17 protein-coding genes and 2 rRNA genes are annotated in these 22,589 nt (G+C 66.5%); 13 read left to right on the top strand and 6 right to left on the bottom strand.

What is annotated here, in order from left to right:
- Positions 1–47: 47 nt before the first annotated feature.
- The 4 genes from NWFMUON74_RS33015 to NWFMUON74_RS33000 form a co-directional block, all read right to left on the bottom strand.
- Complete coding sequence (locus NWFMUON74_RS33015; protein ID WP_232110723.1) at positions 48–2,264, bottom strand: AAA family ATPase; 2,217 nt, start codon at positions 2,262–2,264, stop codon at positions 48–50.
- Between the two features lie 24 nt (positions 2,265–2,288).
- Positions 2,289–3,167 carry a CDP-alcohol phosphatidyltransferase family protein gene (locus NWFMUON74_RS33010; protein ID WP_187685603.1) on the bottom strand — a complete coding sequence of 293 codons (879 nt, stop codon included), beginning with the start codon at positions 3,165–3,167 and terminating at the stop codon, positions 2,289–2,291.
- The gene (locus NWFMUON74_RS33005) at positions 3,164–3,880 is read right to left on the bottom strand and encodes a phosphatidylserine decarboxylase (RefSeq protein ID WP_187685602.1); all 717 of its coding nucleotides are present in this window, start codon (positions 3,878–3,880) and stop codon (positions 3,164–3,166) included. Before NWFMUON74_RS33005 ends, NWFMUON74_RS33010 begins: the two co-directional genes overlap by 4 nt.
- A 124-nt stretch (positions 3,881–4,004) precedes the next feature.
- Positions 4,005–4,277 (bottom strand): GlsB/YeaQ/YmgE family stress response membrane protein, encoded by a 273-nt coding sequence (locus NWFMUON74_RS33000; protein ID WP_187685601.1) that lies wholly within the window; start codon positions 4,275–4,277, stop codon positions 4,005–4,007.
- 251 nt (positions 4,278–4,528) lie between these two features.
- On the opposite strand from NWFMUON74_RS33000, the gene NWFMUON74_RS32995 reads away from it, so the two are divergent.
- The gene (locus NWFMUON74_RS32995) at positions 4,529–5,572 is read left to right on the top strand and encodes a beta-ketoacyl-ACP synthase III (protein WP_187685600.1); all 1,044 of its coding nucleotides are present in this window, start codon (positions 4,529–4,531) and stop codon (positions 5,570–5,572) included.
- 6 nt (positions 5,573–5,578) lie between these two features.
- Here NWFMUON74_RS32995 and NWFMUON74_RS32990 read toward each other — a convergent pair whose 3' ends face one another.
- Positions 5,579–6,028: an SRPBCC family protein gene (locus NWFMUON74_RS32990; RefSeq protein WP_187685599.1), complete on the bottom strand. Its 450-nt coding sequence runs from the start codon at positions 6,026–6,028 to the stop codon at positions 5,579–5,581.
- 507 nt (positions 6,029–6,535) lie between these two features.
- Here NWFMUON74_RS32990 and NWFMUON74_RS32985 point away from each other — a divergent pair.
- From NWFMUON74_RS32985 to NWFMUON74_RS32950, 8 genes are all read left to right on the top strand, one after another.
- Positions 6,536–8,209, top strand: coding sequence for an NAD(P)/FAD-dependent oxidoreductase (locus NWFMUON74_RS32985; RefSeq protein WP_187685598.1), 1,674 nt, complete (start codon positions 6,536–6,538; stop codon positions 8,207–8,209).
- A 12-nt stretch (positions 8,210–8,221) separates the two neighbouring features.
- Complete coding sequence (locus NWFMUON74_RS32980; RefSeq protein ID WP_187685597.1) at positions 8,222–9,694, top strand: ATP-binding protein; 1,473 nt, start codon at positions 8,222–8,224, stop codon at positions 9,692–9,694.
- Positions 9,694–10,047, top strand: coding sequence for a UBP-type zinc finger domain-containing protein (locus NWFMUON74_RS32975; protein WP_187685596.1), 354 nt, complete (start codon positions 9,694–9,696; stop codon positions 10,045–10,047). The genes NWFMUON74_RS32980 and NWFMUON74_RS32975 overlap by 1 nt, the downstream gene beginning before the upstream one ends.
- Before the next feature lie 97 nt (positions 10,048–10,144).
- A complete protein-coding gene (locus tag NWFMUON74_RS32970; protein ID WP_197986943.1) occupies positions 10,145–10,576 on the top strand; it encodes a hypothetical protein in 432 nt (143 codons plus the stop codon).
- Positions 10,577–10,675: 99 nt separating this feature from the next.
- Positions 10,676–10,909, top strand: a complete 234-nt coding sequence (locus tag NWFMUON74_RS32965; RefSeq protein WP_187685595.1) for a hypothetical protein — start codon at positions 10,676–10,678, stop codon at positions 10,907–10,909.
- Between the two features lie 226 nt (positions 10,910–11,135).
- The gene (locus NWFMUON74_RS32960) at positions 11,136–12,020 is read left to right on the top strand and encodes an RNA polymerase sigma-70 factor (RefSeq protein WP_187685594.1); all 885 of its coding nucleotides are present in this window, start codon (positions 11,136–11,138) and stop codon (positions 12,018–12,020) included.
- Between the two features lie 82 nt (positions 12,021–12,102).
- The gene (locus NWFMUON74_RS32955) at positions 12,103–13,188 is read left to right on the top strand and encodes an NAD(P)/FAD-dependent oxidoreductase (RefSeq protein ID WP_187685593.1); all 1,086 of its coding nucleotides are present in this window, start codon (positions 12,103–12,105) and stop codon (positions 13,186–13,188) included.
- A gap of 100 nt (positions 13,189–13,288) precedes the next feature.
- Entirely contained in the window at positions 13,289–14,026 is a 738-nt protein-coding gene (locus NWFMUON74_RS32950; protein ID WP_187685592.1) for a Clp protease N-terminal domain-containing protein, read from the top strand.
- Positions 14,027–14,036: 10 nt separating this feature from the next.
- On the opposite strand, the gene NWFMUON74_RS32945 is transcribed toward NWFMUON74_RS32950, so the two are convergent.
- Positions 14,037–14,801, bottom strand: coding sequence for a trans-aconitate 2-methyltransferase (locus NWFMUON74_RS32945; RefSeq protein WP_187685591.1), 765 nt, complete (start codon positions 14,799–14,801; stop codon positions 14,037–14,039).
- A 95-nt stretch (positions 14,802–14,896) separates the two neighbouring features.
- Between NWFMUON74_RS32945 and NWFMUON74_RS32940 the strand changes: the two genes are divergently transcribed.
- The 4 genes from NWFMUON74_RS32940 to NWFMUON74_RS32925 all read left to right on the top strand — a co-directional run bounded on the left by NWFMUON74_RS32940 (position 14,897) and on the right by NWFMUON74_RS32925 (position 22,551).
- On the top strand, positions 14,897–15,190 hold the full coding sequence (locus NWFMUON74_RS32940) for a hypothetical protein (RefSeq protein WP_040751275.1): 294 nt from the start codon (positions 14,897–14,899) through the stop codon (positions 15,188–15,190).
- Positions 15,191–15,381: 191 nt separating this feature from the next.
- The gene (gene groL / locus NWFMUON74_RS32935; protein ID WP_187685590.1) at positions 15,382–17,007 is read left to right on the top strand and encodes a chaperonin GroEL; all 1,626 of its coding nucleotides are present in this window, start codon (positions 15,382–15,384) and stop codon (positions 17,005–17,007) included.
- Positions 17,008–17,621: 614 nt separating this feature from the next.
- Positions 17,622–19,140, top strand: a 16S ribosomal RNA gene (locus NWFMUON74_RS32930).
- 302 nt (positions 19,141–19,442) lie between these two features.
- A 23S ribosomal RNA gene (locus NWFMUON74_RS32925) occupies positions 19,443–22,551 on the top strand.
- Together the 16S and 23S rRNA genes form the textbook arrangement of a ribosomal RNA operon.
- Positions 22,552–22,589: the final 38 nt, after the last annotated feature.

The following is a 22,589-nucleotide window of genomic DNA, read 5'->3' as shown; positions in this document are numbered from 1 at the left end:
TGTCAGGCGGTTCGGTGAAGGGTCACGGAGTGTATGGCTGCCTGGTGTTAGGAGGTTCCGTTGCGGTGGTCGGCGTAGCGGCGGAGTGCGTCGACCTGGGTGGGGTCCAGGGATGGGCGGACCGCGGTGCGGGCGGCGGTGATGTCGGCGGCGGTGATGTCGGCGGTGTCGACGTCGCGGCGCATCGCGGCGAGGGCGGCCTCGCGCAGCAGGGCGGCGCAGTCGGCGGCCGAGTAGTCGTTCAGGTCGGCGGCCAGGGCGGTGAGGTCCACGTCAGCGGCCAGCGGGACCGAGCGGCTCGCGGTGCGCAGGATCTCGGCGCGCGCGGCGGCGTCCGGCGGGGGCACGAACACCAGACGTTCCAGCCGGCCCGGACGGGTCAGGGCCGGATCGATCAGCTCGGGCCGGTTGGTCGCGCCGACCACGACCACATCGCGCAACGGCTCCACGCCGTCCAACTCGGTGAGCAGGGCCGCCACCACGCGGTCGCCGACGCCGGAGTCACTGCTCTGGCCGCGGCGCGGCGCCAGCGCGTCGACCTCGTCCAGGAAGATCAGCGACGGCGCGGAATCGCGTGCGCGCTGGAACAATTCGCGCACCGCGCGCTCGGACGAGCCGACCCACTTGTCCATCAGCTCCGCGCCCTTGACGGCGTGCACGCTCAGCTGGCCGGTACCCGCCAGGGCCCGCACCAGAAAGGTCTTGCCGCAGCCCGGCGGCCCGTAGAGCAGCACGCCGCGCGGCGGGTCGATACCGAGCCGGGCGAACGAATCCGGGTGGCGCAGTGGCCACAGCACCGCTTCGGTCAGCGCCTGCTTCGTCTCGACCATGTCGCCGACATCGTCGAGGCTGAGGCTGCCGATCGCCAATTCCTCGGTGCCTGAACGCGACAGCGGGCGGATCACCTGCAGCGCGCCGACCAGATCGGGCTGGGTCAGCACCGGCTCGGTGTGGTCGCGGCTGGCCCGTGACGCCGCCCGCAGCGCCGCCTCCCGGCACAGCGCCGCCAGGTCGGAGACCACGAAACCCGGTGTGCGCGAGGCGATCTCATCGAGTTTCAGGTCCTCGGTGGGCACCTTGCGCAGCAGCTGTTCCAGTAGATCCTTGCGCACGGCCGCGGTCGGCAGGGTCAGCGCGATCTCGCGATCGCACAGATCCGGTGCGCGCAAACGGCTGTCGGCCCCGGCCGGATGCGAGGTGGTGGCCAGGAAAGCCACACCGGGGGTGGCGACCGCTGCGCGCAGCTGGTCGAGGATCAGCGTCGCGACGGGTTCCGGATCGGCCGGTAGCAGCGCGTCGATATCGGTGATCAGCAGCACTCCGCCCGCGCCGGAACAGATCTCGGAAACCGCCAGCCCGACCTCTCGCAATCGGGTGCCGCTCTCGGTGGCCCCGACCGTCGGACCGTCCAATTCCACGATGCGCCGCGGCGTGGCCACCGCCCGCGCCAGCGTCGCCTTCCCCGCTCCCGCCGGGCCGGTGATCAGCACACCGAGATGTGGTGGGGCGCCGAGAGTTTTGAGCAGTTCGGGTTCGTCGAGGGCGAGGCTGAGCCACTCCGAGAGCTTCGCGGCCTGTGGTCGCACCCCGGCCAGATCCGCCACGTCCACCGCGGAAGGCCGCTCCCGCACCCGCATTCGGGTACCGGGCGCACCGGACTGGCTGTCGGATCCCGCGCCCGGATCGTGCGAGGCGTCGGCCGCGGGCACACCGGCGCCCCACACCACCGCGCTGTTGGGCTGCACACTCACCGGCCCGCGCACCGGATCGGTCGCGGTGACGGTGAGCAGTTCCGAGGTCCACGCGATCCCGAAAGTGCGCGAAAGCGCCTGTGTCGCTGCGGCGGTGCTGGTTCCCGGGCCGAGATCGCGCGGCAGCAGCGACACCGCGTCACCGACCGTGACGACCTTACCGAGCAGCGCCTGGCGCAGTGTGGCCTCGGGGATGCTGTGGGTGGCCTGGGTCGATCCGGTCACCGAGATCTGCCGCGCCCCGAACACCGTGGCCGGTGCCACCACCACCGTCGCGTCCTCGCGCACCCCGGCGTTGGACAGCGTCACGTCGTCCAGCAGGATCACTCCGGCCGGTGTCCCCGCGGGCGCGACCCCCGCCACCGCGGCCGTGCGCCGCGACCCGATCAGCGCGATCCCGTCCCACTCCCGCAAACCCAATGCGGCCAGCGCTTCCGGATGCAGCCGCACCACCCCCCGGCGGGCATCGGCGGCCGAGCGGTTCAGGCGGGCGGTGAGCGACAGTTCGGGCACCCGACCCATTATGGGGGTGTCCGGTCAGCGCTCACGGGCGCCGGGACGTCGCAGCCGTAACCGCGACGTCGATACCGGCACCCGCAGGGCGGGGCGGCGGCGGGCGGCGCGGCGCTGGGCGCGGCGTTCCGCGGGTTTGTGGTGCCAGATCTCGGGCCGGGCCGCGACCCAGCGCTGGGAGCGCCAGGCGAACGGAATGTGGGCCAGGTACAGCACCACCAGCACCATCAGCAGGATGCGCGGATAAGTGACCAGCGCGGCGGCGGCCAGGGCGACCAGGACCAGCAGCAGGGCCGCGGCCTGGGGCGCCACCGAGACCGACTTCATCGCCAGGGTGGGGATGGAGCTGACCGCCAGCAGGGCCGCGACGATCGTCCACGCCGCCACCAGGGGGAATTCGTTCCACCAGCCGTCGCCGAACTGCTGGTGTGCCACGAGCGGCAGCATTCCGATGAGCGCGGCGGCCGGTGCGGGCACGCCCACGAAGTACTCGCGCTGCCAGTCCGGCCGGGTGTCGTCGTCCATCAGCGTGTTGAACCGGGCCAGCCGGAGCACGATGCTGACCGCGTAGATCAGCGCGATGATCCAGCCCAGGCTGTCCTGGTTCAGGAAGGTCACGTACAGCACCAGCGCGGGCGAGACGCCGAAAGAGATCGCGTCCGCGAGCGAATCGAGTTCGGCGCCGATCTTGGTCGTCGCCGACAGCATCCGGGCCAGCCGACCGTCGAGCATGTCGAGCACCGCCGCCGCGCCGATCATGGCCACCGCTGTACTCAGCGAGCCCTCGAGCGCGAATTTCACCGCCGACAACCCCGCGCACAGCGCCATGATCGTCACGATGCTGGGCAGCAGCCGGACCGTCCGGCGTCGTCGTCCGTGCTCGGTCACGGTCTCTTCGATCATGACAGCAGTTCGGCGAGCACCGTCTCCCCGCCGATGGTGCGCTGCCCGGGGTTCACGAGCAGCTGGGTCCCGGCCGGAAAGTAGGTGTCGACGCGGGAGCCGAACCGGATCAGCCCGTAGGTGTCGCCGATGGCCAGCTTGTCGCCGACCTCGGCGTCACACACGATCCGGCGGGCCAGCAGGCCCGCGATCTGCACCACCGTCACCAGCTGCCCGGAGTCGGTCTCCAGCACCATGCTGTTGCGCTCGTTGACGGAGCTGGCCTCGGGCAGATCGGCGGAGCGGAACTGGCCGCGCTGGTAGGCGATCTGCCGCACGGTGCCCGATACCGGCGTGCGCTGGACGTGCACGTCCAGCACCGACAGGAAGATGCTCACCCGGGGCAGTTCGGCGTCGCCGAGGTTCAGTTCGGCCGGCGGCACCGCGGTGTCCACCAGCGCGATCTGCCCGTCGGCGGGTGCGATCACGACATTCGCCCGGTTCGGCGGCACCCGGTGCGGGTGCCGGAAGAACGCCGCCGTCGCCGCCGCGGCCGCGAAACCGCCGCGCCGCAACCACTTCCGGCGCCGGGCCAGCAGTGCGACGGCCAGCGGCGTCGCCACGAACGGCAGGCCGGCGGGATGCAGCGGGGGGATCGCATCGCGGACCAGGTCGGCGACGTGACCGAGACCGGTACGGTCGGGCGTGCCGGGCGGGGTGGGGCGGCGGGCCACTGGCTCCTCTTTCGTGCGCGGACAAGTCGCACACACCATACGGGACATGTCGCGTCCGGGGGTGTGCTGCGACAGCACACTGCCGCAGCGACCGGGGCCGCTGCGGCAGTGTGGGTTCGCGGGGTCAGCCCACTTTTCGGCGCCCGGTGACCAGTCCCACCAGGAACAGCAGGATGGCCGCGCCACCCAGGCAGGTGAGGAAGCTGAAGATGATGCCGCCGCCCTCGACGTCGACACCCAGCAGCTTGAGCAGGAAGCCGCCGATCAGGCCGCCCACGACGCCCACCACGATGTTCAGGAAGATGCCCTGTTGGGCGTCCGTCCCCATGAACTTGCTGGCGATCCAACCGGCCAAGCCGCCGATGATGATCCAGCCGATAATTCCCAGACCGAGCATGTTGTGTCCTCGAATCACTCGTCGGAACAGGTCACTGCCGGTCGTATAACCGGCTCGTGGACTGGCAATACCCGATCGATTGTGACAATACCCACGACGCCCGATAATCTTCCGGCTAATATGAGGGGGCCTCATGTCTGCGGTCTCGCCAGCGAGTCCGCCCGATGAGGGCCCGATGAAGGAACGTTCGATGCGCGGGTGGGGCCACAGGCCCGTGCCACCCCTGCCGGCAGGTACCTAGGAGAAGCACGATGGCTGCTCGACTCGCCCAGGTCACGGGGGCGGAGCACACCGCGATGCTCGGGCTCGGCGTGTACCGCCCGGTCCGGGTGGTCACCAACGACGAGGTCGCCGGGCCTATCGCGTCCAGTGACGAATGGATCCGCACCCGCTCGGGCATCAAGACCCGCCGGTTCGCATCGGATTCGGAAACCATCATCGGCATGAGCGCCGCGGCGGCGCGTGACGCCATGGCGGCGGCCGGGGTGCGCCCCGAGCAGATCGGCTGCGTCATCGTCGCCACGTCCACGTGGCTGCTGCTCACTCCGGCCGCGGCGCCGCAGATCGCCACCGAACTGGGTTTGAGCAACCCCGCGGCATTCGACATCTCGGCCGGCTGTGCCGGGTTCTGCCACGCCGTGGGCCTGGCGTCGGACCTGGTCAAGGGCGGCAGCGCCGACCACGCGCTGGTCATCGGCGTCGAACGGCTCACCGACGCGATCGACCCGGCCGATCGCGGCACCGCGTTCCTGTTCGCCGACGGCGCGGGCGCGGTCGTCATCGGCCCGTCCGACGAGCCGGGCATCGGCCCCACCGTCTGGGGTTCCGACGGCACTCAGCACCACGCCATCCGCCAGGACAAGGACTGGATGGAGTTCTTCGGCGAGATCGAGGAGAAGGGCCTCGACGCCGTGCGCCCGTACCTCGCGATGGAGGGCACCGCGGTGTTCCGCTGGGCCGCGCACTCGTTGAAGAAGGTCTGCCTCGACGCGATCGATCGTGCCGGGCTCACCCCCGCGGACCTGGACGCGATGGTCCCGCACCAGGCCAACGGCCGCATCATCGAGATCATGGCCCGCGAGCTGAAACTGCCCGAGGACTGCGCCCTGGCCAACGACATCGAGGAGGCGGGCAATACCTCCGCCGCCTCGATCCCGCTGGCCATGGAGGCTTTACTACGCAGCGGCGAGACCAAGCCCGGTGCCGACGCCCTGCTGGTGGCCTTCGGCGCGGGCCTGTCCTACGCCGCGCAGGTCGTCAAACTGCCCAACTGGCACACCGAGGGCCACGCCTGAGCGGAGTTACCGCTCGGCCGCGGCCTTGATCTTGCCGAGCGTTTCGTTCATGCCGCGCAACAGGTTCGACTCGAACTGTTCCTCGCCGCCGAGGAACGCGTCGATCAGCACGCGCACCGGCTTGCGGACCCCGTTGGGCACGTCGCGGCGTTCGATCAGCCGAGTGCCCGATTCGGTCGGCTCCAGTGTGTAGCTCCACACCGTGCCGTTCTCGTTCATCCGGAACGCGAAGGCCCGGTTGGGTTCGAACCGGACGATGCGCGAGGTGGTCGGGTAGTACTTGCGGCCGTCGCGATTCAGATTGACCGTCCAGGCCCCGGTGCGCGGTGCGCCCAGCGCGACCATCCGGACCGTGTTCGGGCTGAATTCGGGCATCCGCTTCAGATCCGAGACGACCGCCCAGACCCGCTCCGGCGGGGCGGAGATGTCGACGGTGGCTTCGAGAGTGTTCGGCAACGCTGCCTCCGGGAGTGTGACGATCGGTACCGGGAATCCTACTGGGCCAGCGGGTTCGTGTACCCACCGCGCGGCACTCCAGTGATCCGGACCACATTCGATCGAAAATCAACCGGATCACATTTCGATGTGATGGGTACCCCCTTCTGTAATAACCGACGCACAATGGCGGATAGATGAAGCGGAAGGCAATGAAGCAACCGACTGAGCCCGAGTTTTCGTCCAACGTGAGGTGATCGGCCGTGAAACTGCGCTTTCCCCTCCACCGTGGTCAGGCGGATTCCGTTCCGCTACTGCCGCTTTCCGATTCGGAAGAGATCACCGCGAGGGCGGGGACTGGTGGTAAGAGTTCCAGGCGTCGCGCCGCCGAGCGCGAGGAAAGACTGGAGCGATTGCTGACTCCGACGGAGCTGGACCTGGTCCAGCAACATCGGCTGTGAGCGAACTAGGGGGCCGGATCTCCCACCGGGGGGCGCGCGGGCTCGCATCGACGCCCATACTTTCGATGTGACTTCACCAGCTGTCGCCAAACCGGCGATCCTGAGCGTCGACGACGATCCGGGCGTCTCCCGGGCCGTGGTCCGCGACTTGCGACGCCGCTACGGGGCGGATTATCGGATTCTGCGCGCCGAATCGGGTGCGGCGGCGCTCGAGGCACTGCGCGAGATGAAACTCCGGGGTCAGCCCGTCGCGGTGTTGATCGCCGATTACCGGATGCCGGGGATGGACGGTATCGAATTCCTGGAACAGGCGATGGATCTGCACCCGTACGCGCGCCGGGTGCTGCTGACCGCGTACGCCGACACCAATGCCGCGATCGAGGCGATCAATGTCATCGATCTCGACCACTATCTGCTCAAGCCGTGGGATCCGCCGGAGGAGAAGCTGTACCCGGTGATCGACGCGCTGCTCGAGGCCTGGCGCGGCGACGACCATCGCCCGGTGCACGAGACCAAGGTGGTCGGTCACCGCTGGTCCGCCCGCTGTTCGGAAGTGCGCGAATTCCTCGCCCGCAACCAGCTGCCCTACCGCTGGTATCTGGCCGACGAGCCGGAGGGCGCGCGGCTGCTCGAGGCCGCGGGCGCCACCCAGGACCAGTGCCCCGTCGTGATCGACGCCGCCGGGCAGGCGCTGATCGCCCCCAGCGACAGCGAACTGGCCGGCAGCGTGGGCCTCAATACCGACCCCACCGGCGACTTCTACGACCTCATCGTGGTCGGTGGCGGCCCGGCCGGTCTCGGCGCCGCGGTATACGGAGCGTCCGAGGGGCTGCGGACGGTGCTGGTAGAGCGCACCGCCACCGGCGGGCAGGCCGGTCAGAGTTCCCGCATCGAGAACTACCTGGGCTTCCCCGACGGGTTGTCCGGCGCACAGCTGGCCGACCGGGCTCGAAGGCAGGCGGTCAAGTTCGGGGCCGAGCTGATCACCGCGCGCCGGGTGGTCGGCCTCGAGGTGTGCGGTTCGGCCCGGGTGGTCCGGTTCGACGACGGCGAGTCGGTCGCGGCGCACTCGGTGCTGATCGCCACGGGCGTCAACTATCGCCATCATCCGGCCCCGGGCGTGGACGACTTCACCGGGCGCGGCGTGTACTACGGCTCGGCGATGACGGAGGCCGCCGATTGCGCCGACCGCGAAATCTACATCGTCGGCGGCGCGAATTCCGCGGGCCAGGCCGCGGTGTTCCTGTCGCGCAACGCGCGGACCGTGCACATCCTGGTGCGGGGTGACTCGCTCGACAACTCGATGTCGCACTACCTGATTCAGCAGATCCAGCAGATACCCAACATCAAGGTGCACACCTGCACGGAGGTGGTCGCCGCCGACGGTGACGATCACCTGGAGCGGATCGTGCTGCGCAACAACGCCACCGGCACGGAAGAAAAGGTGGAGGCCGAGCGGTTGTTCCTGTTCATCGGCGCCGCACCCGAGACCGACTGGCTCGACGGCCTGGTCGAGCGGGACGAGGCGGGCTATGTGCTGGCCGGACCGGACCTGCTGGTCGACGGCGATCGTCCGGCCGGATGGGAACTGCCGCGGCCGCCGCACCACCTCGAGACCAGCGTCCCCGGGGTTTTCGTGGCCGGCGATGTGCGTTCGGAGTCGGCGAAGCGAGTCGCGTCCGCCGTGGGCGAGGGCGCGATGGCGGTCATGCTCGTCCACCGATACATCGCGAAACAGTAGGAGGTGTGCCGGATGGGCACCCAGGTGATCTGCGACCCGGACGAGCTCCGGACGCTGTTCCTGTTCGAGAAGCTCGACGACGACCAGCTGGCATGGCTGTGCCGCGACGGGCGCGTGGAGCTGTTCGAACCCGGGCTGGTGTTCCGCGAGGGCGACGCGGCGACCTGCTTCTACGTGCTGATGGACGGCGAAGTCGTGCTGACCAAGCTGTCCGCCGGCGAGGAGATCGAGCTGGTGCGCACCGACCACCGCGGCTCCTACGCGGGAGCCTGGACCGCCTACATGGGTGACAAGGCCGAGCAGAACTACACCGGCACGCTCACGGTGACCAGGCCGTCGAAATTCTTCGTGCTCGACGCCGGCACCTTCGCCCGCATGATGCAGGAGTGGTTCCCGATGGCGCTGCACCTGCTCGAAGGGGTGTTCTTCGGCAACCGCAACGCCAACGAGATCATCGGCCAGCGCGAGCGACTGCTGGCCCTCGGTTCGCTCTCGGCGGGCCTGACCCACGAGCTGAACAACCCCGCGGCCGCCGCGGTGCGCGCCACCTCCTCGCTGCGCGACCGGGTCGCCGGGATGCGGCACAAGCTGAAGATGATGGCGCACGGCAAGTTCGACTCGTCCGCGCTGGAAGCGCTGGTGCAGTTGCAGGAGGAGGCGGCCACCCAGGTCGCAAAGGCCCCGACGCTGACCACGCTCGAGGCCGCCGACCGCGAGGACGAACTCGGCGACTGGCTCACCGACCACGGCATCGCCAACGGCTGGGACATCGCACCGACCTTCGTGCAGGCGGGCTTCGACACCGACTGGCTGGAGAAGGTCGCCGGCACGCTGGAGGGCGCCGACAGCGGGGTCTTCGAGGGCGCGATCCGCTGGCTCAACTACACGGTCGAGACCGAGCTGCTGATGAACGAGATCACCGACTCCACCGTGCGGATCTCGTCGCTGGTCAACGCCGCCAAGCAGTACTCGCAGATGGACCGGGCGCCGTTCCAGGTGGTCGACATCCACGAACTGCTCGACAGCACGCTGGTGATGCTGGCCCGCAAGATCGGAGACGGCATCGCGATCGTCAAGGACTACGACCGCACCTTGCCCGAAGTCCCGTGTTACGCAGCGGAATTGAACCAGGTGTGGACCAATCTGATCGACAACGCGGTCGGCGCGATGGCCGGTGCGGGCACCCTCACCGTGCGCACCTACCGCGAGAACGAGTGCGCCGCGGTGGAGATCGGCGACACCGGCCCCGGCGTGCCGGACGATATCCGCAACCGGATCTTCGAACCGTTCTTCACCACCAAGCCGGTCGGGGAGGGAACCGGTCTGGGGCTGGACATCTCGTTCCGGATCGTGGTGAAGAAACACGGCGGCGACATCCGCGTCGAGTCGGTCCCCGGCGACACCCGCTTCATCGTGCGGCTGCCGCTGCGACCGGCCGCCGCCGACGAAAGTTCAGTCGTACGAACCGATACCGGAGGTGAGTGATGGCCGAAACGATCGAGGGCATCGACCCGGCGGTGGCGCCCAGCGGGCCGGGCTGCGTGGAATGCGAAGCGGCCCAAGGCTGGTGGGTACACCTGCGGCGCTGCGCGCAGTGCGGGCACGTCGGTTGCTGCGACTCCTCGCCGCAACAGCACGCCAGCAAGCATTTCGCCGCCACCGGGCACCCCTTCGTGCAGAGCTACGAACCCGGGGAGGAGTGGTTCTGGAACTTCCGCACCGAGGAGATGTACGGCGAGGGCCCCGAACTCGCGCCGCCGCAGCACCATCCGGAGGACCAGACCGCACCCGGCCCGCGCGACCGGGTGCCCCGCGACTGGCAGCAGCTGATCCACTGAGCCGCGCACCGGGTTTTCAATCGCGGCCGCGCCCGGTACTGTGCGACGCGCGCCGGACTGCCCCCGGCGCATGCGACAAACGGAATTTCGGACGTTTATGAAACGACTTTCGGCGACTGCCGTCGTGCTGAGCGCGCTGGCACTGGGCCTGACCGCCTGCGGCGGCAACGACGACTCCGGCACCGACGCCGCCGGGCTGCGCAGAAACGCGCCGTCCACCTCCGCCGCTCCCGCGAGCCCCGCACCGCCGGCGTCCCCCGCCCCGTCCGAGTCCCCGCAACCGCCGCCCACCGCGACCGGTTCGGGCAACGCCGCCCTCGGCCCCGCCTCGCAGACGACCTGCGGCGAATTCAAGAATCTGGACACCGACGCCGAAAAGGCCCTGCTGGAGCAGATACTCGCCGAGAACCCGGGCTCCAAGTTCGACGGCAGCCCCAACGTCGCCCTGGGCACCGCCAAGCTGGTGTGCCTGGCCGCCAGTCAGGCCGACACCCCGGTCGCCGTGGCCATCGGCGTCGTCGAGAAGTAGTGCCCGCGTTAACCGATCGTTAGGCGGCCGATAAGCGCCGGGGCGCACCGTTTCCGCATGCGCCGCGGCAGGTGTGGCGCCCGATCAAGGGGAAATCCCGTGCAGAAGTTGGCGATTGCGGTGCTGGCCGCCGGTGCCGTCGCGGTCACACTCACCGCCTGTGACCCGGACAGCGGCTCGGGCACCAGTGAACTGCGCCGAAACACCCCGGGCACCACCACCGTCGCACCGACCACCAGCGAGCGTCCGAAACTTCGCCTCCCCGACATCCGCTTCCCCCGCCCGGAGCGCGATCCCACTTCGGCCGAGCCGCCCACCGGCACGCCGAACTGACCGCCACGGCGATGTCCTCTGCTACCGGCCGCGGTTCCGTCCGGCGCGAGGCTGAACGTACCTGCGGCGCCGACGACGGACCGTCCCGGAGTTCCCGCGCGAGACCTTCCGTGATCCGTGCGGTCATCCGATTCGGACGGGTGGCCGCCGCACTCGGTCGCCGCCACGGCAGGCGCGCCCGGGCGGGTATCGTCGCCCGACGATTGCCGACGAAGGCGGGTGCGCGGTGGACGAGACGGGACTGGCCGAATTCGAGCGGCAGCGGCCGCGCTTGTTCGCCCTGGCGTACCGCATGCTCGGCGCGGCGAGCGAGGCCGAGGACGCCGTGCAGGAGACCTACCTGCGCTGGGATGCCACCGACCGGGCCGAAATTCGTTCCGCCGAAGCCTGGTTGACCACGGTGGTGGTGAATCTGTGCCGCAGCTGGCTGGATTCGGCCCGTGCGCGCCGGGAGACCTACGTCGGACCGTGGCTGCCGGAGCCGGTGCCGACCGGTCGCGGCGAGCTCGGTCCACTGGAATCGGCCGAGCAGCGCGAACTGGTATCGATGGCGATGCTGACCCTGCTGGAGCGACTGTCCCCGGTGGAGCGTGCGGTGTTCGTACTCCGCGAGGCATTCGGCTACGCCCACGGTGAGATCGCCGAGATGCTGCAGCTGTCCGAGGCCAACTCCCAGCAGCTCTACAGCCGGGCACGCCGCCGCGTCCGCACCGAGAACACCCGCTTCAGCGCGACTCCCGACCAGGCCCGCGCGCTCTTCGAACGTTTCGTCGCGGCCGCCCGCGCGGGCGACCTCACGGCACTCGAGCAGATGTTCACCGCCGACATCGTGGCGCTGGCCGACGGCGGCGGCGAGGTGACCGCGGCCCGTCACCCGATCACCGGTTCCGCGCGGGTCGCCCGCTACCTGTCCGGCCTGTTCACCCGCACCGTCCCCGGCCTGGAACTCACCGTCGAGGAAATCAACGGCGCGCCCGCCGCGGTGGCCCGCGTCGCCGACACCGTGCTCGTCATCGGCTCCGCCGACCTGAACCCCGACGGCATCTCCGCGGTCCGCCTCGTCGTGAACCCCGCCAAACTGGCCTACTACGCCCGCACCGCTCGACTGTGACTCACCCCACTCGCCGACCCTGTCAGGCTCGATGGCCCTGCGTGGTCTGGACAGTGTCGGCCTTCTCGAAAAGGAGTCACTCATGACCGGAGAGCATCGGATCGTCGTGCTGGGCGCCGGATACGCGGGCTTGTCGGCGGCGGGCAGGCTGGCCCGCCGGGCGCGCGGCGCGCAGATCACCGTGGTGGACGCGCGCCCGCAGTTCGTCGAGCGGGTGCGGCTGCATCAGCTGGCCGCCGGGCAGTCGATTCCACGCCGCGACCTGCGAGAGCTGCTGGAGCGCAGGAAGGTTCGCTTCGTTCGGGGCCGGGCCGTCGCACTCGATCCCGGGCCGAAGCGCATCACCCTGGCCGACGGCGCCGTCATCGACTACGACGTGCTCGTCTATGCCCTCGGCAGCGCCGCCGACGTGGACAGCGTCGCGGGCGTGCGGCACCACGCCCACACCGTCGCCACCCCCGAGGATGTCGCGCGGTGGGACCCGGCGCCGGGTCGGGTGGCGGTCGTCGGAGCCGGATCGACGGGCATCGAGACGGCTACGGAACTCGCCGAATCACGACCGGATCTCGCGGTGGCACTGGTGAGTTCGGAGGAACCGGGCGCCTGGCTGTCGGACCGCGCCCGCCGCCACATCCGCGCCACACTGGACCGGCTCGGCGTCGAGGTGCGCTCCGGTGCCAAGGTGGTCGAGGTGCTGCCCGACGGCCTGCGCCTCGCCGACGGCACCCGATTCGACGCCGAAACCGTGCTCTGGACAACGGGTTTCGAAGTCCCGGCCCTCGCCGCCGAGGCCGGACTGGCGGTCGACGGCCGCGGCCGCCTACTCGTCGACGAGACCCTGCGCACCTCCGATCCGGCCGTCTACGCCGCCGGTGACGCCGCGGCGATCGCGGGCCCCGGCGGCCGCGAACTCCGCATGGCGTGCGCGACCGCGCTGCCCACCGGCGCGCACGCGGCCGCCTCCGTGCTCGCCCTCCTGCGCGGAGCGGAACCCACCCCGCTGCGGTTCCGGTACTACATCCAGTGCATCAGCCTGGGCCGCCGCGACGGCGTGATCCAGTTCGTCCGTCCCGACGACACCGTGACGGACCGTGTGCTCACCGGCCGCCCCGCGGCCTGGGTCAAGGAACTCATCGTGCGCGGCGCCGCCCACTCCGCCGCCCACTGAGCATCCTTGCCACGCAAAGGGTTTCGGGTCTCGCCACCGAGTCGACCTTTTCGTCAACATTTCGTTGACGATATGTGAGTAGTCAACCTATAGTTGACGCATGGCAGACATCAACATACGCCTCGACGACCTGATCGACGGCATCAAGAAGGCGCGCCCCGGCAACGTCCTGGAGCAACTGTCCGACGCGGTCGTCGTCGGCGGCCACCTGGGCGAGGTGGCCGATCACCTGATCGGCCACTTCGTCGACCAGGCCCGCCGCGCCGGCGCCTCCTGGACCGACATCGGCGGCAGCATGGGCGTCAGCAAGCAGGCCGCGCAGAAGCGGTTCGTCCCCAAGGCGACCACCGACCCGGCCATGGACCCGAACGCCGGCTTCGCGCGTTTCACCGAACGCGCGCGCTCGGTCGTGGCGGTCTCGCAGGAGGAGGCCCGCAGCGCGGGCAATGCCGAGATCCAGCCCGAACATCTCGTGCTTGCCCTGCTCAGTGAGCCCAAAAGCCTTGCGGCCCATGCGATCACCTCCAAGGGTGTCACCCTCGACGCCGTGCGCCGGGTCGCCACCGCCGCGCTGCCCCCGGCCGCCGACGACGTCCCCGCCCTCATTCCCTACAACGCCGCCGCCCGCAAGACCCTGGAGCTGACCTTCCGCGAAGCACTCCGCTTGGGCCACAACTACATCGGCACCGAGCACATCCTGCTCGCCCTGCTCGAACACGAGGACGGCAACGGCGTCCTCTCGGGTCTGGGCCTGCGCAAGGACGAGCTGGAAAGCGACATCGTCGCCCAGCTCGCCCAATTCGTCACCGGCTCCCCGAACCCGCAACCCCCGAACTGACCCGCTGGACTCAGGGCTTCTGGGCGACGGCGAACACCCGCCGGAACGGGAGCCACGTGGTCCCGTCGGCCTGCTGCGGGTAGGCGGCCCGCAGCAGCGGTGTCAGCTCGGCGACGAACCGGTCCCAGCTCGCGTCGTCCAGGGCATCGCGAACCGGCCGCAGGGCCGTCCCCGACACCCACTTCAGCACCGGATCGTCACCGGTCAGGCGCTGCAGGTAGGTGGTCTCCCAGGCGTCGACGGCACAGCCCGCCTCGGTCAGCACCGTGGCGTACCCGGTGGGATCGAGCACGTTGCGAGCCGAGTGGACCCCGGTCGGCTCGAGCCGCTCCCGCCAGTCGTCCCGCGCCGCCAGTTCCCGGATCGACCGATGCGAGGGCGCGTCGAAATTGCCCGGCACCTGGATTGCCAGCCAGGCGCCCGAGGGCAGTTTCGCCGCCCACTCGGTGAGTAGCGCGGGATGCCCGGGGACCCACTGCAGCACCGCGTTGCACACCACCACGTCGGTATCCGGCTCGGGCTCCCACTCGCGCACATCCAGCAGGGTGGCGTGGACGCCCCGGGCGCGGGCGGCGGCGACCATCTGCGGCGAGGAGTCCGACGCCTCGACCACCGCGCCGGGCCACCGCTCGGCCAGCGTGGTGGTCAGATGTCCGGGCCCGCAGCCCAGATCCACGACCCGGCGCGGACGCTGCGCGCCGATGCGCCCGAGCAGCTCGAAAAATGGCCGCGAGCGGTGGTTGTCGAAGGCCAGATACTGCTGGGGATCCCACATCGGCCGCTCCCGATCTCGCGCCTACCCAAACCGTACGTACGTACTGTATGACCCGGCTGCGGGTTGCACAAGGGTTGTCAAGATACGATGTCGCTATGGCGGATGACGTGGATTCCGACCTGATCGCGGGGGAACTGCGCGCTGACCTGCTGCGCGCGCTTTCCTATGTGCAAACCGAGGACGGACCGGACGGTAGCTACATCGTCAATGGGGATCTCCCGCCGGAGGTGGCCCCGCCGTTCATTCGTGCCATCATGCGGATCGAGGCGGAGTTGCTGCTGCACGACGCCGAGCAGGTCACCGTCGAGCGCGGTGAGCCCCGTTCGCCGGAGGAGCGACGCACCGACGCCTTCCTCGCGCTCGCGCTGCGCGTCACCGACACCATGTAGTTCTCGTCTGCCACCGCCGATGACCTTGCACTCACCATCACTGAGTGCTAGAAAGGGATCTGGCACTCTCGACCTGTGAGTGCCAGGTCGGGACGGTGAGAATCGGGAGCCACGACACCCCCGTTCGTCCGTCGCGGGCACCGAGCCTGGCCAGCATCGTGTCACCCCCAATCCTGGAGGATCACTTCGCAATGGCCAAGACGATTGCGTACGACGAAGAGGCCCGCCGCGGCCTCGAGCGGGGTCTGAACAGCCTCGCCGACGCTGTCAAGGTGACGCTGGGCCCCAAGGGCCGCAACGTCGTCCTGGAGAAGAAGTGGGGCGCCCCCACGATCACCAACGATGGTGTGTCCATCGCCAAGGAGATCGAGCTGGAGGACCCCTACGAGAAGATCGGCGCCGAGCTGGTCAAGGAGGTCGCCAAGAAGACCGACGACGTCGCGGGTGACGGCACCACCACCGCCACCGTGCTCGCCCAGGCGCTGGTGCGCGAGGGCCTGCGCAACGTCGCGGCCGGCGCCAACCCGCTGGGCCTGAAGCGCGGCATCGAGAAGGCCGTCGAGGCCGTCACCAAGCGTCTGCTCGAGTCGGCCAAGGAGGTCGAGACCAAGGAGCAGATCGCCGCCACCGCCGCCATCTCGGCGGGCGACCAGTCCATCGGCGAGCTGATCGCCGAGGCCATGGACAAGGTCGGCAAGGAAGGCGTCATCACCGTCGAGGAGAGCAACACCTTCGGCCTCCAGCTGGAGCTGACCGAGGGCATGCGCTTCGACAAGGGCTACATCTCCGGTTACTTCGTGACCGACCCCGAGCGTCAGGAAGCGGTCCTCGAGGACCCGTACATCCTGCTGGTCGGTTCGAAGGTGTCGACCGTCAAGGACCTGCTGCCGCTGCTGGAGAAGGTCATCCAGGCCGGCAAGCCGCTGCTGATCATCGCCGAGGACGTCGAGGGCGAGGCGCTGTCGACCCTGGTGGTCAACAAGATCCGCGGCACCTTCAAGTCCGTCGCCGTCAAGGCCCCGGGCTTCGGTGACCGCCGCAAGGCGCAGCTGGCCGACATCGCCATCCTGACCGGTGGCGAGGTCATCAGCGAAGAGGTCGGCCTCAACCTGGAGAACGCCACCATCGACCTGCTGGGCCAGGCGCGCAAGGTGGTCGTCACCAAGGACGAGACCACCATCGTCGACGGCGCGGGCGACGCCGAGGCCATCAAGGGCCGCGTGGCGCAGATCCGCACCGAGATCGAGAACAGCGACTCCGACTACGACCGCGAGAAGCTGCAGGAGCGCCTGGCCAAGCTGGCCGGCGGTGTTGCGGTGATCAAGGCCGGCGCTGCCACCGAGGTGGAGCTCAAGGAGCGCAAGCACCGCATCGAGGACGCGGTGCGCAACGCCAAGGCCGCCGTCGAGGAGGGCATCGTCCCCGGTGGTGGCGTGGCCCTGCTGCAGTCCGGCCCGGCTCTGGAAGAGCTGAAGCTGACCGGCGACGAGGCCACCGGCGCGAACATCGTCAAGGTCGCGCTGGCCGCTCCGCTGAAGCAGATCGCCTTCAACGCGGGCCTGGAGCCCGGCGTGGTGGCCGAGAAGGTCGCGGGCCTGCCCGCCGGCCAGGGCCTCAACGCCGACTCGGGCGAGTACGAGGACCTGCTGGCGGCCGGCGTTGCCGACCCGGTGAAGGTGACCCGTTCGGCCCTGCAGAACGCGGGCTCGATCGCGGCGCTGTTCCTCACCACCGAGGCGGTCGTCGCCGACAAGCCGGAGAAACAGGCCGCCCCGGCGGGCGACCCGACCGGCGGCATGGGCGGCATGGACTTCTGAGTCCGAGCCGAGCGGCATAGGCGGCATGGACTTCTCAGTCCGAGCTGTCCTTGCTCGGAAGCCGGTCCACCTTTTCGGTGGGCCGGCTTCCGGCATTTCGGTACCAATAGGTCGGTTCGGGGAATAGGGTCGTTTGCGAGGCGGTTGAAACCGTCGCCGTCACCGCACGCGGTGACGCCTGTTCGGCCCTATGACCAGGCGATTTGACATCGAAAGCGGTCGGCACGTAATTTATTCCAGGTCAGAGCGACACGGACACCGACCCGGGCCGAAAGGTCAGGGACACGAGGTTGGACGATGAGCGCCTGACAGATCACACGGCTCGACCGAGACCCCGATTTGGATCGGGGTGGCTGGCTGAGCTAAGCTGGAAAAGTTGCCTCACCGATCGATCGGACGGAAGTCCGGGAGATGGTGTGTGCGTGTGTTCTTTGAGAACTCAATAGTGTGTCGATGAATGTCAGTGCCAATTATTTTGGTTCCTGTTTCTCATACCCCCGTGTGAGGGCAGGATATTTTTGTCAGCTAATTTCCGGCTGGCGTTTTTAAGTTAGGTTTTCGGACTCTGGTTCGAGATTACTTCCGATTGCGCTTTCGAGCGTGGTTGTGAGTCTTCAACGGAGAGTTTGATCCTGGCTCAGGACGAACGCTGGCGGCGTGCTTAACACATGCAAGTCGAGCGGTAAGGCCCTTCGGGGTACACGAGCGGCGAACGGGTGAGTAACACGTGGGTGATCTGCCTCGTACTCTGGGATAAGCCTGGGAAACTGGGTCTAATACCGGATATGACCACGAGTCGCATGGTTTGTGGTGGAAAGATTTATCGGTGCGAGATGGGCCCGCGGCCTATCAGCTTGTTGGTGGGGTAATGGCCTACCAAGGCGACGACGGGTAGCCGGCCTGAGAGGGCGACCGGCCACACTGGGACTGAGACACGGCCCAGACTCCTACGGGAGGCAGCAGTGGGGAATATTGCACAATGGGCGGAAGCCTGATGCAGCGACGCCGCGTGCGGGATGACGGCCTTCGGGTTGTAAACCGCTTTCGACAGGGACGAAGCGTGAGTGACGGTACCTGTAGAAGAAGCACCGGCCAACTACGTGCCAGCAGCCGCGGTAATACGTAGGGTGCGAGCGTTGTCCGGAATTACTGGGCGTAAAGAGCTTGTAGGCGGTTTGTCGCGTCGTTCGTGAAAACTTGGGGCTCAACCCCAAGCTTGCGGGCGATACGGGCAGACTAGAGTACTGCAGGGGAGACTGGAATTCCTGGTGTAGCGGTGAAATGCGCAGATATCAGGAGGAACACCGGTGGCGAAGGCGGGTCTCTGGGCAGTAACTGACGCTGAGAAGCGAAAGCGTGGGTAGCGAACAGGATTAGATACCCTGGTAGTCCACGCCGTAAACGGTGGGTACTAGGTGTGGGTTTCCTTCCACGGGATCCGTGCCGTAGCTAACGCATTAAGTACCCCGCCTGGGGAGTACGGCCGCAAGGCTAAAACTCAAAGGAATTGACGGGGGCCCGCACAAGCGGCGGAGCATGTGGATTAATTCGATGCAACGCGAAGAACCTTACCTGGGTTTGACATACACCAGACGCCGGCAGAGATGTCGGTTCCCTTGTGGCTGGTGTACAGGTGGTGCATGGCTGTCGTCAGCTCGTGTCGTGAGATGTTGGGTTAAGTCCCGCAACGAGCGCAACCCTTGTCCTGTGTTGCCAGCGGATTATGCCGGGGACTCGCAGGAGACTGCCGGGGTCAACTCGGAGGAAGGTGGGGACGACGTCAAGTCATCATGCCCCTTATGTCCAGGGCTTCACACATGCTACAATGGCCGGTACAGAGGGCTGCGATATCGTGAGGTGGAGCGAATCCCTTAAAGCCGGTCTCAGTTCGGATCGGGGTCTGCAACTCGACCCCGTGAAGTTGGAGTCGCTAGTAATCGCAGATCAGCAACGCTGCGGTGAATACGTTCCCGGGCCTTGTACACACCGCCCGTCACGTCATGAAAGTCGGTAACACCCGAAGCCGGTGGCCTAACCCCTTGTGGGAGGGAGCTGTCGAAGGTGGGATTGGCGATTGGGACGAAGTCGTAACAAGGTAGCCGTACCGGAAGGTGCGGCTGGATCACCTCCTTTCTAAGGAGCACTTCTCCACAGCATCTCGAACAGTCGAGAGTGCTTGTGGCAGAGACCATTTCGGACTCGAATGTAGTCCGGTGGACGCTCATGGGTGGAACGCTGACATGTGCCGGGTGATGCCTGGATGTAGTCGACACACTGTTGGGTCCTGAAAGAACACGCGAGTGTTTCTTTCCAGGCAAGATGACGATCCGTTCGGATGCCACGCAGACCGCGCTCTTCGGAGTGGTCGTGGTGGTGGGTTTGTTCGATGCGGGTGTGTTGTTTGAGAACTGCACAGTGGACGCGAGCATCTTTGTTTGTAAGTGTTTAAGGGCGTTCGGTGGATGCCTTGGCACCAGGAGCCGATGAAGGACGTGGGAGGCTGCGATATGCCTCGGGGAGCTGTCAACCGAGCTGAGATCCGAGGATTTCCGAATGGGGAAACCCAGCACGAGTGATGTCGTGTTACCCGCATCTGAATATATAGGGTGTGTGGAGGGAACGTGGGGAAGTGAAACATCTCAGTACCCACAGGAAGAGAAAACAATTGTGATTCCGTGAGTAGTGGCGAGCGAAAGCGGATGAGGCTAAACCATGCACGTGTGATACCCGGCAGGGGTTGCGTGTGTGGGGTTGTGGGGTTTGTGTTCTTCCTACTGCCGTGGGGAGCAACAGTCAGAAACCGTTGTGTTAGCTGAATTGGTCTGGGACGGCCAACCGTAGACGGTGAGAGTCCGGTAAGCGAAAACATGACGGCTGTTGTCACAAATACCCGAGTAGCAGCGGGCCCGTGAAATCTGCTGTGAATCTGCCGGGACCACCCGGTAAGCCTGAATACTACCTGGTGACCGATAGCGGACTAGTACCGTGAGGGAAAGGTGAAAAGTACCCCGGGAGGGGAGTGAAATAGTACCTGAAACCGGACGCTTACAATCCGTCAGAGCCTTCTTTGTGGGGTGATGGCGTGCCTTTTGAAGAATGAGCCTGCGAGTCATCGGTGTGTGGCGAGGTTAACCCGTGTGGGGGAGCCGTAGCGAAAGCGAGTCCGAATAGGGCGTCTGAGTCGCATGTCATGGACCCGAAGCGGAGTGATCTACCCATGGCCAGGGTGAAGCGTCGGTAAGACGACGTGGAGGCCCGAACCCACTTAGGTTGAAAACTGAGGGGATGAGCTGTGGGTAGGGGTGAAAGGCCAATCAAACTCCGTGATAGCTGGTTCTCCCCGAAATGCATTTAGGTGCAGCGTCACGTGTTTCACACTGGAGGTAGAGCTACTGGATGGCCTAGGGGGCCTACAAGCTTACCGAAGTCAGCCAAACTCCGAATGCCGGTGTGTGAGAGCGTGGCAGTGAGACTGCGGGGGATAAGCTTCGTAGTCGAGAGGGAAACAGCCCAGATCGCCGGCTAAGGCCCCTAAGCGTGTACTAAGTGGAAAAGGATGTGAGATCGCTGAGACAACCAGGAGGTTGGCTTAGAAGCAGCCACCCTTGAAAGAGTGCGTAATAGCTCACTGGTCAAGTGGTCTTGCGCCGACAATGTAGCGGGGCTCAAGTACACCGCCGAAGCCGCGGCACTCCAGCATGTACATTCCCTTCGGGGCAGTGGTTGGGGTGGGTAGGGGAGCGTCCTGCAGCCAGGGAAGCGCCGGAGTGATCCAGGTGTGGAGGCTGTGGGAGTGAGAATGCAGGCATGAGTAGCGAAAGACGAGTGAGAAACTCGTCCGCCGGATGACCAAGGGTTCCTGGGCCAGGTTAATCCGCCCAGGGTGAGTCGGGACCTAAGGCGAGGCCGACAGGCGTAGTCGATGGACAACGGGTTGATATTCCCGTACCCGTGTATCCGCGCCCAATGGCGAATCAGTTGTGCTAAGCGCCCTGAACCGGATCTATCACCTTCGGGTGAGGAGATGGGGATGCGCGTGACCCTGGCTGTAGTAGTCAAGCGATGGGGTGACGCAGGAAGGTAGCTGGGCCCGGTGGTGGATTACCGGGTGTAAGCCTGTAGGGCGAGGCATAGGCAAATCCGTGTCTCATACAGCCTGAGAGGTGATGCGTAGCCGTTTGAGGTGAATTCAGTGATCCTATGCTGCCGAGAAAAGCCTCTAGTGAGTTGGTACACGGCCCGTACCCCAAACCGACACAGGTGGTCAGGTAGAGAATACCGAGGCGATCGAGAGAACTGTGGTGAAGGAACTCGGCAAAATACCTCCGTAACTTCGGGAGAAGGAGGGCCCGGTCTGGTGACAGGATTTACTCCTCGAGCTGGGTTGGGTCGCAGAGACCAGAGAGAAGCGACTGTTTACTAAAAACACAGGTCCGTGCGAAGTCGTAAGACGAGGTATACGGACTGACGCCTGCCCGGTGCCGGAAGGTTAAGAGGACCGGTTAGCCCTTTCGGGGGCGAAGCTGAGAATTTAAGCCCCGGTAAACGGCGGTGGTAACTATAACCATCCTAAGGTAGCGAAATTCCTTGTCGGGTAAGTTCCGACCTGCACGAATGGCGTAACGACTTCTCTGCTGTCTCCACCACAGACTCGGCGAAATTGCAGTACGAGTAAAGATGCTCGTTACGCGCGGCAGGACGAAAAGACCCCGGGACCTTCACTATAGCTTGGTATTGGTGTTCGGTACGGTTTGTGTAGGATAGGTGGGAGACTGTGAAAGCGGCACGCTAGTGTCGTGGGAGTCGTCGTTGAAATACCACTCTGGTCGTATTGGACTTCTAACCTCGGACCGTGATCCGGTTCAGGGACAGTGCCTGGTGGGTAGTTTAACTGGGGCGGTTGCCTCCTAAATGGTAACGGAGGCGCCCAAAGGTTCCCTCAGCCTGGTTGGTAATCAGGTGTTGAGTGTAAGTGCACAAGGGAGCTTGACTGTGAGACAGACATGTCGAGCAGGGACGAAAGTCGGGACTAGTGATCCGGCACCGGCGTGTGGAAGCGGTGTCGCTCAACGGATAAAAGGTACCCCGGGGATAACAGGCTGATCTTCCCCAAGAGTCCATATCGACGGGATGGTTTGGCACCTCGATGTCGGCTCGTCGCATCCTGGGGCTGGAGTAGGTCCCAAGGGTTGGGCTGTTCGCCCATTAAAGCGGCACGCGAGCTGGGTTTAGAACGTCGTGAGACAGTTCGGTCTCTATCCGCCGCGCGCGTTAGAAACTTGAGGAAGGCTGTCCCTAGTACGAGAGGACCGGGACGGACGAACCTCTGGTGTGCCAGTTGTTCCGCCAGGGGCATGGCTGGTTGGCTACGTTCGGAAGGGATAACCGCTGAAAGCATCTAAGCGGGAAGCCTGTTCCTAGATGAGGTTTCTCACCACTTCGAGTGGGTAAGGCCCCCAACAGATTATTGGGTTGATAGGCCGGAACTGGAAGCGCAGTAATGTGTGGAGGTGACCGGTACTAATAGGCCGAGGGCTTACCAACGAAGGTGTTACGCGTCCACTGTGCGGTATCTGAAACAA

This window comes from Nocardia wallacei, from assembly GCF_014466955.1.
GTDB classification, from domain to species: Bacteria; Actinomycetota; Actinomycetes; order Mycobacteriales; family Mycobacteriaceae; genus Nocardia; species Nocardia wallacei.
The sequence above is the reverse complement of the archived record's forward strand: the minus strand, read 5'-3'. Positions and strand labels throughout refer to the sequence as shown.